The following is a 12,189-nucleotide window of genomic DNA, read 5'->3' on the forward strand; positions in this document are numbered from 1 at the left end:
TCGCCAATGTCTGCTGTTTCATCGGTCGTTCCGATTTGAAGGAAGGGGCATATTTTCTCCGATAGGGACCGACTTGATCAGCGTTGCCTTAGTTCCCTTGGCGGCATTCATGCCACTAAGGATCACGGACTTGGAGGGATAGCGCCTGTTAGGTTGGCGAAGTGCGGATGAGTGAGCCAGCCCAAATAGGCGAAGCGACGCCACACAGGTCGAACCAGGGAGCATGATGGCAGTGGCTTATCCGTGGCAGCGAGTGCAGGGCGAAGCAACGGAAATACCGAGCCAGTGACAGTATTGCTTCGTCTTTATGGCTTTTGCCCTGTTTCGCCTCAACAAGAAACGTCAGCTTCGCGCTTGAAGCCCGCTTCTGGGTGCGCCTCGTCCAAGCGCGAGAGACAGCGCGTGCGGATACTCACACGGCAACAGCGCGCCACCGAAACGCGACAGCGCCCCCCAAACGCACAACGCCCGCATTGCTGCGGGCGTTGCGTGATGCCTGGTAGCGCCGCAGCTATCGCGACGCACCATGGAGCGGCGGTTACAGCTTGCCGGCGCCGGACTTGGCCTTGACGTCTGCAGCCACTTTGTTGGCCGGCAGCAGGTTGTAGGTGTACGGCGGCTTCCAGCCGATATTGCTGTTCCACGAACAGCTCAGCGACTTGCCATTGAGCAGAGAACCCTGGTCGCGGTACACGCTGCCCTTGTAATCGGCGGCGATCTTGTCGCAGCTGCTCACGCCGCTGATGTCGAAGGCGTTGTTCTCGGAGAAGATCTTCGATTCCTTGCCCACGCCATGCGCATGCGAGAACGGATACACCTTATGGCTGGTGCTGCCCACGTGATAGTTGTTGTATAGATGCACCTGGCCGAAGCGAACCCGCGGCGCACGCGCGGAGATGTTTTCGAACAAGGTGTTGTGGATGGTGACCTTGAGCTTGCCGCTGTCGGTGCTGGATGCGCTGTCGCTGGAGCCGATCAGGTCGTTCTTCTCGTGCGACTTGAAAGCCGAGTACGAAATGGTCACGTAGTTGGCGCCCTTCTTGACGTCCATCGCGCCGTCATGGTGCTGCTTGGGGCGGCCATTGGCGGTGCCGTTCTGGTCGTCGGTGCGGCGACCGTCGGTGAAGGTGACATGGTCCACCCACACGTTGGTGGCACCCTCCACGGTCAGGCCGTCGTATTCGGAATTCCAGTTGCCGACGCTACCGTCATCCGGATCCCAGACCGGTTCCGGATCCCATGGATTTTCGATGGTGAGGTTGCGAATGATGACGTCGTTGGCCTTGACGTACATGTAGCCTTCGCGGATCTCGGCGTTGCTGGTGATGCCGATCAACGTGGTCTTGGTCGGAATGTCCAGGCGCGCACGCGACTTCATGTCCGAGGTCTTGGTGTAGGGCTTGCCTTCGCTGACATCGATGATGCCGCTGATCTTGATGATGCGCCCGTTGCTGCCCACGCTGGCCTTCAACGCGCTCTTCAACTCGGCGGCGTTCTTGACCGTATAGATGTTGGCGGCAGCGGCCTTGGATCCGCCCTTGGTGCCACCGTTCTGCGTGGCCCAACCGGTGGTTGCCACTTCCAGCGCAGGATCTGCGCTTGCAACGCCGGTAAGCAGCAACGACCCGACAAACAGCGACGCGGCGGCCGCCGTTGAGAATTTCGGCTTCATCTGGATGTCTCCCTCGAATGGGTTCGATGCACCGCGCAGCGGCACACCCCTCGTCTATCGACTGCGGAACGTACTATTCATCTCTGTAATGTTCAGTTCCGCGGGAGGGGATACTAAGAGCATCGCAATCGCTTGTATCTAGGCAGATCGCCGTTGTGCACGCACAGTCACGCAAACGGTTGCGGGACAGTTGCAAGAAGACAAAACACTGCGACCAAGACACGCAGAGACAGCGCCATGGACACTGCAGCGCAGCATGATGGGAGCCGCATTGCCGTTGGGCATGCATCGGCCATGCGATGCTGATGCGATCACACGCGAATGATTTCGATGCACAGGTGGTGCGCGATGCTGTCGAAGGCGCACACTCGCAACGCGCAGGATTGCAGTGATCGGCTCACTGCAATGCAGCGGATGGACGTGCGCTCTTGCTGCAGATAGCGCGAGCAAGTGCAGGCGGGGTACAGCTACGGCTACGGCTACGGCTACGGCTACGGCTGCTGAGGGCAGCATCGACGAAAGCGTCTGACGCTCGTGGCATCCACGCCACGAACCGACCGAGCGACGTGTGCCGCACGCAAGGCGCTGGCGTCCAGCCACCACGGCGGTGATACGCGCCATCGGCAGCGCGCCATGTTCTGCGCAAGGCACGCGCGCACAAGCGTGCATCAACCCGGATGCGCACCCGGAATATGCAATCCCTCGTCAGCCGATCACCCGCCCCGTCAGGGCGCAGCGCAGCTCAGGAAAAGCCTTCGAAGAACAGCTCGATCGCCATCACCAGCGCATCCTCGCGGCCGGTGTGGGAGGGGTAGTAGCGCGGCCGTCGCCCGATCTCGTTGAAGCCTTCGGAGTGGTAGAGCGCAATCGCCGACGGATTGGACGGGCGCACTTCCAGGAACGCGCGCCGCGCACCACGATCGCAGGCGCCCTTGATCAGCGCGCGCAACAGCACGCGCCCGTGCCCTTGCGATTGCGCTTCCGGCGCGATGCAGACGTTGAGCACATGCGCCTCGTCGGCAGCGATGCTGATGACGCCATAGCCGATCACCTGCCCGGCCTGTTCCATCACCCAGCCCGGATACCCGGCCTGCAGGCAGTCGCGAAAGATGCTGCGCGTCCATGGGAATGGATAGGCGCGCAGCTCGATCTCCATCACCACATCCAGATCGCTCTCGCGCATGGCGCGCAGCGAGGTCGGCAACGGCGCATTCATTGCGCTCACGCCCGATCCCGACGGCGCCGCAACGCGCGCAGCTGCGGCCACAGGGCGCGCTTGGCGGCGGGGTTGCCTCGCAACTCGGCCAGCGGCCAGGACGCCATCAATGCCTGGGTGCTGGGATCGCCGGGGTTGCAGCCGGAGGCACGCAGCAAGGCCATCTGCAACCGGTCCGGCAACCCGACGCGTCCGCGCCGCTGCGGTGCGGACGCCGGCGCGGTGCTGGGCGCGCGTGGCGGCTCGGCCGGCGCAGCGGGTGCCGATCGACGCGGCGCAGGTGCAGCTGCCGCCTCGGCCGGGACGCGCTGCTCGCGCACCGGGGCCGACACCGGTGCACTGTCGGCGACGTCCACCGGCACCTGCAGGACATCCGCCGCTGCACGGTCCAGATACACGGTGTGCCCCATTGCCTGCAGGCACGACACCTGCAGATCCGACCACACCGGCCCGTTCGCCAACGCGTTCATCGACGTCGGCTCACGGAAGCTCGGGCGCGCGGCGCCAGCGTCGCCACAGCCACATCACCGGACCGGACAAGGCATACAGCACGCCGATCACCAGCAGCGACCGCGCCAGGTCGATCACCAGCAAGGCGATCACCACCGTGGCGATTGCCAGGGCAAGGAACGGCACGCGGTCGGCCCGCGCGCCACGCGCACCGCCCTTGAAACTCCAGAAGCGGATCCGGCTGACCATCAACAGCGCCGACACCACGGTGACCGCGAGCGCCACATAGCGCAGCTGTTCGCCATCGAAGCCCAGGCTGTCGTCGGCGAATGCCCACACGAACGACATCATCAGCCCTGCCGCCGCGGGGCTGGCCAGGCCGATGAACCAGCGCTTGTCCACCACCCCGACCTGCGTATTGAAGCGCGCCAGCCGCAGCGCCGCGCAGGCCGCATACAGAAACGCCGCCGACCAGCCGACCCGACCCATCACGCTGCTGTCGTATTTCAGCGCCGACAGCGACCAGTGGTACATCACCAGCGCCGGGGCCATGCCGAAGCTGACCAGATCGGCCAGCGAGTCGTACTGCACGCCGAATTCGCTGCTGGTATTGGTCAGGCGCGCCACCCGGCCGTCCAGCCCGTCCATCACCGCGGCCACGAACACCGCCATGGCGGCCTGGACGAACTGCCCATTGGCGGCGGCGATGATGGCGTAAAACCCGGAAAACAGCCCGGCGGTCGTGAACAGGTTCGGCAGCAGGTAGATCGTGCGCGAGCGCGGAGGCGGTCTCATGTCATCCATGCGCCAAGTGTAGAGCCTGAGGTCCGTCCGGCGGTAGCGCGCTTGCTGGTTCAGCGCTCTGCGCGCCCGATCACTTGCCAGCGCGGGCCGTGAATGCTGCAATCGCGGCGGGAATCATCCAGGGGAAGCCACATGCACCTGTCGTCCGGGCTTTGCGCCCTGTTGATGCTGGTCAGCGCCGCCGCCGGCGCCACCGATCTCTATAAGTGGAAGGACGCCAAGGGCGTGACTCACTACACCGAAACCCCGCCGCCAACCGGCCAGCGCTTTGAGGCGCGCCGGATCGATGCGCGTAGCGGCACCGCCGCCATCGCCGCGCCGGAGACCGCCACGCCCGAGTCGGCCGACTGCCTGACCGCACGCCGCAACCTGGAACTGCTCAGCGGCAAGGGCGAGGTCTCCATGGCCGCCGGCGCCGATGGCAAGCCTGGCGCCGTCCTGGACCAGGAAACCCGCGCCGCCCAGAAAAACCTGGCCGACGCCGCCGTGAAGGCCTATTGCAAGCCGGCAGCCACGGGCGGCCCGGCTACCTGACAGCCGCCACGCACCGGCTCACTCCGGCCGGCCACACCCGGCAAAGCGCGCCCGGCGATGACCGGCAGGGCACGAGACTGGCAAACTAGCGGCTTTCCGCCCAAGCGAAGCCCGATGCGTCTTTCCCAGTTCCACCTGCACACCACCAAGGAAACCCCGGCCGACGCCGAGCTGGTCAGCCACAAGCTGATGCTGCGCGCGGGCATGATCCGCAAGCTTGCCTCCGGGCTGTACACCTGGTCGCCGCTGGGCCTGCGCGTGCTGCGCAAGGTCGAGGCGGTCGTGCGCGAGGAAATGAACCGCGCCGGGGCGGTGGAAGTGCTGTTCCCCACCATCCAGCCGCGCGAGCTGTGGGACGCCACCAGCCGTTGGGAGAAGTTCGGCGGGCAGTTGCTCAAGATCAAGGATCGCAAGGAGCAGGAGTTCTGCTACAGCCCCACCGCCGAAGAGGCGGCCGCCGAGTTCGCGCGCCAGGAGATCAACAGCTACAAGCAGCTGCCGCTGAACTTCTACCAGATCCAGACCAAGTTCCGCGACGAGATCCGCCCGCGCTTCGGGGTGATGCGCGCGCGCGAATTCCTGATGAAGGACGCCTACTCCTTCCATCTCACCGATGCCGACATGGCGCGCGAGTACGACAACATGCGCGCGGCCTACACCCGCATCTTCACCCGCCTGGGGCTGGAATTCCGCGCGGTGCAGGCCGATTCCGGCGCCATCGGCGGCGATGCCTCGCAGGAATTCCACGTCATCGCCGCCTCCGGCGAAGATTCGCTGGCGTTCTCCACCGGGTCCGACTACGCGGCCAATGTGGAAACCGCCAGCGCGGCCCTGCCCGGCCCGCGCCCGGATGCCGGGCAGGCCATGCACCAGGTCGCAACGCCCACCCAGAAGACCTGCGAGGACGTCGCCCAGCTGCTGGGCATCGCACTGCAGCGCACGGTCAAGTCGGTGGCGGTGATGACGCAGGCCGGCTTTGTGCTGGTGCTGGTGCGCGGCGACCATGCCGTCAACGAGATCAAGTTGGGCAAGGTGGCCGGCCTGGCCGACTACCGCCTGGCCAATGAAACCGAAATCCGCGACCACCTCGGTTGCGCGCCGGGCTTCCTGGGCCCGGTCAACACCGCGCGCCCGATCCGCGTGGTAGCCGACCGCGATGTCGCGGCCATGGCCGACTTCGTGGTCGGTGCCAATGTGGCCGGCGCCCACCTGACCGGCGTCAACTGGGGCCGTGACCTGCCCGAACCGGAGACCGTGGCCGACGTGCGCAACGTGGTCGAAGGCGAGCGCGCGGCCGATGGCGGCGAACTGCGCCTGGCCCGCGGCATCGAAGTGGGCCACGTGTTCCAGCTCGGCAGCCAGTACGCACAGGCCTTGCAGGCCACCGTCATCGACGAGGCCGGCAAGGTCGCGGTGATGAAGATGGGCTGCTACGGCATCGGTATTTCGCGCATCGTGGCTGCGGCAATCGAACAGAACCATGACCAGGCCGGCATCATCTGGCCGGCACCGATGGCGCCATGGCAGGTGGTGGTCTGCGTGATCAATCCCAAGCAGGACGCCGGCGTGGTGGCCGCCGCCCAGTCCTTGCTGGACGAATTGGTTGCAGCTGGTATCGATGCGGCCCTGGATGACCGCGGGTTACGTCCGGGTGCGATGTTTGCCGATATGGAACTATTGGGCATTCCGCATCGGGTGGTGGTCTCGGAACGTGGATTGGCTGCCGGCACTTTTGAATATCGCGCCCGCACCGCCGAATCGGCAGAAAATCTGGATAAGGCCGGATTATTCTCCCGACTGGGCAGTTGATCAAACAACGCCAGCACGCCGCAATCAGATGAACGCGGGGCGCCGAAGTATTTCGGCGCATTTGTCATAGCGGTTTTCTGACATTATGATGGCCGCCGCTGCCACGGACCGGCATTCTTTCTCTCTCATTCTTACGGAGTAGTGATGTCGATCAATCTCACCGGCCTGTCGGCCAAGCAGTTGGGCGCGCTGATCAAAAATGCAAAGAAGCAGCAGAGCGTGGTTGCCAGGCGCACCCCGATCGCCAAGGTCCGCACGCAGCTGACCCGTGCTGCCAAGGCCCAGGGTTATTCCATCGAAGAAGTGTTCGGTAGCGCCGCCAGTGCCGGTCCGGGTCGTCCGGCCGCCGCCGGCAAGCCGGGTCCACGTGCCGGTCGCAAGCTGGGCAAGGTCGCGCCGAAGTACCGCAATCCGGCCAATCCGCAGGACACCTGGACCGGCCGTGGCAAGCAGCCGCGCTGGCTGGCCGAATTGACCGCCGCTGGCAAGAAAGTGGAAGACTTTCTGATCAGCAAGGTGGGTGGCGCTGCCAAGAAGGCATCGGCCAAGAAGGCCTCGCCGCGTAAAACGGCAACCAAGCGCGCTGCCAAGAAGTCAAAGGCCGCGTGATCCAGACCGATAAAACGCCGGCATTGCCGGCGTTTTCATTGGGCGTATTTCCGCCTGCTCATAAATTCTTGCGGGCCGGAATCAACAAATTGCCGAACAGCAATCCGGCCATCAAGGCCATGACGATATTGGTAACGGCCAGCAATGCGGCTTGCCCGACACTGACATCCTGCTGCTGTACCAAGGTCAAAAAACCCCGCAGGCTGACGCTGCCGGGAACCAGCATGATGATGCCCGGCAACCGAATCAACGCACCGGGTTTTTGAACCACCCTCCCGAACAGATTTCCGGCGGCGGTCAATGCCATGGCCGAGGCAAATACTCCAGCCGGCCCGCCCCAGGCATGCCCTGCGTAACGTGCGATGACATAACCGGACATCGCGGCCGCCATGATCCACACATAATCGCGCCGATTGGCCTTGAACAACACCGCAAACGCATACGCAGCCACCAGCAGCGATGCCCATTCCACCCAGCCGGCCTGCGGGCGCAGGGCGGCCACCTGCGGATGCAGGCCCATCAACTGGGTCAGGGTCACTGCAATCACCGCACCGACCGTGAGCTTGAGCACCGTGGTCACGGCGCCCGCCAGCCGCGCCGTGCCGGAGACCCAGTGCTGGCTGGCCAGCTCGTTGAAGGCATTGGTCAGCGACATGCCGGGCAACAGCACCACCAGCGAAGCGATGATCACCGTATTGAGGTTCAGCGGCCCGATCAGCGAGGCCACCATTGCGGCCACCACGCCGGCCAGCAGCCCGGCCAGGGCTTCGCCGGCTTCCTTGGTGGCCGGGCGCCGGTCGGTGTACTGGGTGAGCAGGCCGATCGATACCCCGATGCCGCCCGCGGTGGAGATATCCAGCCACGGCAGTTTCCACAGACCGGCCACCCCAGCGGCGGCCAGGCCGAAGGCCAGTACCTGCAAGGTCTTGCCGCGCCGATCCACTTCGCGGTCCAGCCGGCGCAGCGCGGTATGCCCCTGCGCGATGCTCATGCGTCCGTTGGCGACGCTGTCGGCCACGTAGTCGGCCACGCTGAGCTTGTAGAGATCGTTCTCGCCTGGCGCCAGCCGGATCACTCGGGTGATGTCGCTGGACCCGATCGCCTTGGTCGGATCGCTGAAGCTCAGGATGATGCCGGTCGGGTTGGACCAGGGCTCGCAGTCCAGGCCCAGCTTCTGCGACAACCCGACCACCGCCGCCTCCAGCCGCTGCGCTGTCGTGCCGTAGGAATGCAGGCGCCCGGCGATTTCCGAAACGAAGGCTACACGCTGGGCATAGGTGGCGCTGGCGGACGGGAGAACGACGGTGGCAGCGGACATGCGTGCGGGTCGGAGCGGTAGGACGCCGTCTGGCGAGAGCGCCAGTGTATGCCGCGGCGCCTGCCGCCGGCGCCCTTGTCGTCGACCGTTTCGATCGCGCGCCCATCTTTCGCTCACATCGTCCCTGTATGCTGGCGCCACGGACAGGCCACTCATGATCAAACCGCAACCTCCCCGCATCGACCAAGACCCGCAGGATCAGACCCAGGTCCGCCTCGCCGGCAGTTGGGTGCTGGCAACCGCCCTGCCCCAGGCAGAACTGCTGCAGGCCGTGCCCGACGGGGTGCGCCGCATCGACGCGCGCGGCATCGGGCAACTGGATTCGGCCGGCGTGCTGCAACTGCTGCGCTTTGCCGGCCGCCTGGGGCTGAAGGAAGACGCCATCGATTTCCGCGATGAACACCAGGCGCTGGTGTGCACCATCGAGGAACTCAACGACGAACGCCCCAAGCCCAAGCGCGACTACGGTTTCGTCGCTGCGCTCGACCGCCTGGGCCGCACCACCCACGGGGTCGGCCAGGGCATCCTGGAACTCAATAGTTTTCTAGGCGAGAACCTGGTCAAGATCATGCGGCTGATCCACGAGCCGCGCCGCTTCCGCCTCACCTCCACCGTGCACCACATGGAGCAGGTGGGCCTGGATGCGGTGCCGCTGGTGGTGTTGCTGTCGTATCTGGTGGGTGCGGTGATCGCCTTCCTGGGCTCGACCATCCTGCGCGACTTCGGCGCGGAAATTTATGTGGTGGAGCTGGTCAGCATCGCCTTCCTGCGCGAATTCGCGGTGCTGCTGACCGCCATCGTGCTGGCCGGCCGCACCGCCAGCGCGTTTACCGCGCAGATCGGTGCGATGAAATCGCGCGAGGAAGTGGACGCCATCCGCACCCTGGGTCTGGACCCGATCGACCTGCTGGTGATTCCGCGCCTGCTCGCGCTGATCTTCACCCTGCCGCTGCTGACCTTCATCGCGATGATCGCGGGCCTGGCCGGTGGCGTCACCGTGGGCGCGTTCGATCTGGATATTCCGCCGCAGATGTATCTGGCGCGCATGCACGACACCATCCAGCTGCGGCATTTCCTGGTCGGGCTGTCGAAGGCGCCGCTGTTTGCGCTGGTGATCGGCCTGATCGGCTGCCTGGAAGGCCTGAAGGTCAGCGGCACTGCGCAATCGGTGGGCGAGCGCACCACCTCCTCGGTGGTGCAGACGATTTCCCTGGTCATCATCCTCGACGCGATTGCGGCGTTGTGGTTCATGAAGATGGGGTGGTGATGAGGCAGGGATTCGACATTCGGGATTCGGGATTCGGACAAAGCCGCAGCGCGGCGCTTGCACTGGTACTGGAGAGGAAGGTGCTGTGACCAATCCCGAATCCCCGCTCCCCAATCCCGGCTCACAGGCCGATGTCGATGCAGGCGACGAGCTCGCCATCTCGGTGCGTGGGCTGACCAACCGTTTCGGTAGCCAGACCGTGCACGAGGATCTGGATCTGGACGTGCGTCGCGGCGAAATCATCGGCGTGGTCGGCGGTTCGGGCACCGGCAAATCGGTGCTGATGCGCAGCATCCTGGGGCTGCGCGAGCCCGATGCCGGCAGCATCCAGGTGCTGGGCGCGGATGCGCGCTCGGGCCGGTTCGTCGACCGCCAGCACATCACCCGCAATACCGGCGTGCTGTTCCAGGATGGCGCGCTGTTCTCGTCGATGACCGTTGGCGAAAACGTGCAGGTGCCGTTGAAGGAACATCATGGCGAGTTTCCGGAGCGCTGGTATTTCGAACTGGCGCTGCTGAAGATCAAGCTGGCCGGCCTGCCCGCCGATGCGCTGGACAAGCTGCCTTCGCAATTGTCCGGCGGCATGCGCAAGCGCGCTGGCCTGGCGCGTGCACTGGCGCTGGACCCGCCATTGCTGTTCCTGGACGAACCCACTGCCGGGCTGGACCCGATCGGCGCGGCCGCCTTCGACCGCCTGATCCGCACCCTGCAGCAGGCATTGGGCCTGACCGTGTTCCTGATCACCCACGACCTGGATACGCTGTACGCCATCTGCGACCGCATCGCGGTGCTGGCCGATCGCAAGGTGATCGCCAACGCGCCGCTGGCCGAGGTCGAGCAGATCGATCATCCCTGGATCCAGGAATATTTCCACGGTCCGCGCGCCCGCGCCGCGCGCGCGGCCAAGACCGACTCCACCGAGACCGCCTGAGCATGGAAACCAAAGCCAATTACGTCCTGATCGGCGCCTTCACCATCGTGGCCGGCCTGGCCCTGCTGTTATTCGGGCTGTGGGCCGCCAAGTACTCCTCCGACCGCACCTGGCAGCAATACCGGGTGGTGTTCCGCGAGGCGGTGACCGGCCTGTCGGTCGGCAGCCCGGTGCAATACAACGGCATCGCAGTCGGCTCGATCACCGAGCTGACGCTGGCGCCGAACGACCCGCGCCAGGTGGTCGCGCATGTGCGAGTCAATTCGACCACGCCGATCAAGAGCGACACCCGCGCCAAGCTGGCCATCACCAGCCTCACCGGCCCGTCGATCATCCAGCTCTCCGGCGGCACGCCCGAGGCGCCGTCGCTGACCACCATCGACAAGAGCGATGCGCCGATCATCCAGACCACGCCCTCGGCGCTGCAGAACATCACCGACACCGCCAACCGCATCGTCGAGCGCATGGACCAGATGCTCTCGGACAAGAACGTGGCCAGCATTTCGGCCACGCTGCAGAACCTGGAAAAGATCAGCGGCGGCATCGCCGATCGCGACGAAGGCATGCAGGCGCTGATCGTCAGCGCGCGCGATGCCGCGCGCAATCTGGACACCACCCTGATCACCACCAACGGCACCATCAAGCGGCTGGACCAGAACCTGGTGCAGCAACTGCCGGGCATCCTGGAAAAACTCGACGCCACCCTGGTCAAGCTGGATTCGGCTGCCGGCAACGCCGACAACATTCTTGGCGAGAACCGCGCGGCCATCAACAGCTTCGCCAACGACGGCCTGGGCCAGCTCGGCCCCACGCTGACCGAATTGCGTGGCCTGATCCGCGACCTGCGCCGGGTCAGCGACAAACTGGACAACAACCCTGCGCGCTACCTGCTCGGCCGCGACGCACCCAAGGAGTTCGAACCGAAATGACTGCCATGCGCCTGTTGCGTCCCCTGTTGTGCATGTCGTTGCTGGCGCTGGGCGGCTGCTCGGTACTGACCGGCGGCGACAAGAAACCGGCCACCATCTACGCCCCCACCGTGCGCGTGACGCCGAATCCGGCGTGGCCGCAGGTGACCTGGCAGCTGGTGGTAGCCAAACCCAGCGCCGCACGCGTGATCGACAGCCCGCGCATCAATGTGCGCCCGAGCCCCGGCGAGCTGCAGGTCTATCACGGCGCAGGCTGGGCGCAGCCGGCTACCGACATGCTGGAAGACAGCGTGGTGCGCGGCTTCGAGGACTCCGGCAAGATCGCCGCAGTCGCCCATGTCGGCACCGGCATCCGCTCCGATTACAAACTGGCCATCGATGTGCGCCGGTTCGAATCCGATTACGCCGGCCAGTCGCTGCCCTCGGCCCTGATCGAACTCAACGCCAAGTTGCTGCACTCGGCCGACCAACGCGTGGTCGCCTCGCGTACCTTCCTGGTTGCACGGCCTTCCAGCGGCACCGAGACCGCCGCCGTCGCGGTCGCTTTCGAGCAGGCACTGACCCAGGTGACCACCGACCTGGTGGGCTGGACCTTGACCACCGGGCAGCAGGACAGCGCTGCGCTGCCACGTACACCGTAAGCCGAAGCG

12 protein-coding genes are annotated in these 12,189 nt (G+C 65.3%); 7 read left to right on the top strand and 5 right to left on the bottom strand.

Going from position 1 to position 12,189, the window contains the following annotated elements; translation table 11 throughout:
* Positions 1–538: 538 nt before the first annotated feature.
* The 4 genes from XCSCFBP4642_RS0119245 to pssA all read right to left on the bottom strand — a co-directional run bounded on the left by XCSCFBP4642_RS0119245 (position 539) and on the right by pssA (position 4,142).
* The gene (locus XCSCFBP4642_RS0119245) at positions 539–1,672 is read right to left on the bottom strand and encodes a pectate lyase family protein (protein ID WP_029221202.1); all 1,134 of its coding nucleotides are present in this window, start codon (positions 1,670–1,672) and stop codon (positions 539–541) included.
* A gap of 742 nt (positions 1,673–2,414) precedes the next feature.
* On the bottom strand, positions 2,415–2,897 hold the full coding sequence (rimI, locus tag XCSCFBP4642_RS0119255; RefSeq protein WP_193395359.1) for a ribosomal protein S18-alanine N-acetyltransferase: 483 nt from the start codon (positions 2,895–2,897) through the stop codon (positions 2,415–2,417).
* Complete coding sequence (locus XCSCFBP4642_RS0119260; protein ID WP_029221204.1) at positions 2,894–3,358, bottom strand: alanine acetyltransferase; 465 nt, start codon at positions 3,356–3,358, stop codon at positions 2,894–2,896. The genes rimI and XCSCFBP4642_RS0119260 overlap by 4 nt, the downstream gene beginning before the upstream one ends.
* 10 nt (positions 3,359–3,368) lie before the next feature.
* Positions 3,369–4,142, bottom strand: a complete 774-nt coding sequence (gene pssA / locus XCSCFBP4642_RS0119265; RefSeq protein WP_029221205.1) for a CDP-diacylglycerol--serine O-phosphatidyltransferase — start codon at positions 4,140–4,142, stop codon at positions 3,369–3,371.
* Positions 4,143–4,274: 132 nt separating this feature from the next.
* Here pssA and XCSCFBP4642_RS0119270 point away from each other — a divergent pair, with 132 nt between their 5' ends.
* The 3 genes from XCSCFBP4642_RS0119270 to XCSCFBP4642_RS0119280 all read left to right on the top strand — a co-directional run bounded on the left by XCSCFBP4642_RS0119270 (position 4,275) and on the right by XCSCFBP4642_RS0119280 (position 7,094).
* Positions 4,275–4,676, top strand: coding sequence for a DUF4124 domain-containing protein (locus XCSCFBP4642_RS0119270; RefSeq protein ID WP_029221206.1), 402 nt, complete (start codon positions 4,275–4,277; stop codon positions 4,674–4,676).
* 114 nt (positions 4,677–4,790) lie between these two features.
* Entirely contained in the window at positions 4,791–6,485 is a 1,695-nt protein-coding gene (locus XCSCFBP4642_RS0119275) for a proline--tRNA ligase (RefSeq protein WP_029221207.1), read from the top strand.
* A gap of 144 nt (positions 6,486–6,629) precedes the next feature.
* A complete protein-coding gene (locus XCSCFBP4642_RS0119280; RefSeq protein ID WP_029221208.1) occupies positions 6,630–7,094 on the top strand; it encodes an H-NS histone family protein in 465 nt (154 codons plus the stop codon).
* A 58-nt stretch (positions 7,095–7,152) separates the two neighbouring features.
* On the opposite strand, the gene XCSCFBP4642_RS0119285 is transcribed toward XCSCFBP4642_RS0119280, so the two are convergent.
* Positions 7,153–8,412 carry a threonine/serine exporter family protein gene (locus XCSCFBP4642_RS0119285; RefSeq protein ID WP_029221209.1) on the bottom strand — a complete coding sequence of 420 codons (1,260 nt, stop codon included), beginning with the start codon at positions 8,410–8,412 and terminating at the stop codon, positions 7,153–7,155.
* Between the two features lie 154 nt (positions 8,413–8,566).
* Between XCSCFBP4642_RS0119285 and XCSCFBP4642_RS25355 the strand changes: the two genes are divergently transcribed.
* The 4 genes from XCSCFBP4642_RS25355 to XCSCFBP4642_RS0119310 all read left to right on the top strand — a co-directional run bounded on the left by XCSCFBP4642_RS25355 (position 8,567) and on the right by XCSCFBP4642_RS0119310 (position 12,180).
* Positions 8,567–9,679 (top strand): MlaE family ABC transporter permease, encoded by a 1,113-nt coding sequence (locus XCSCFBP4642_RS25355; RefSeq protein WP_033898566.1) that lies wholly within the window; start codon positions 8,567–8,569, stop codon positions 9,677–9,679.
* An 85-nt stretch (positions 9,680–9,764) separates the two neighbouring features.
* Positions 9,765–10,610, top strand: a complete 846-nt coding sequence (locus tag XCSCFBP4642_RS0119300; protein ID WP_029221210.1) for an ABC transporter ATP-binding protein — start codon at positions 9,765–9,767, stop codon at positions 10,608–10,610.
* A gap of 2 nt (positions 10,611–10,612) precedes the next feature.
* On the top strand, positions 10,613–11,539 hold the full coding sequence (locus XCSCFBP4642_RS0119305; RefSeq protein WP_029221211.1) for an MlaD family protein: 927 nt from the start codon (positions 10,613–10,615) through the stop codon (positions 11,537–11,539).
* Entirely contained in the window at positions 11,536–12,180 is a 645-nt protein-coding gene (locus tag XCSCFBP4642_RS0119310; protein ID WP_029221212.1) for an ABC-type transport auxiliary lipoprotein family protein, read from the top strand. Before XCSCFBP4642_RS0119305 ends, XCSCFBP4642_RS0119310 begins: the two co-directional genes overlap by 4 nt.
* Positions 12,181–12,189: the final 9 nt, after the last annotated feature.

Source organism: Xanthomonas cassavae CFBP 4642 (genome assembly GCF_000454545.1).
Classification (GTDB): Bacteria; Pseudomonadota; Gammaproteobacteria; order Xanthomonadales; family Xanthomonadaceae; genus Xanthomonas; species Xanthomonas cassavae.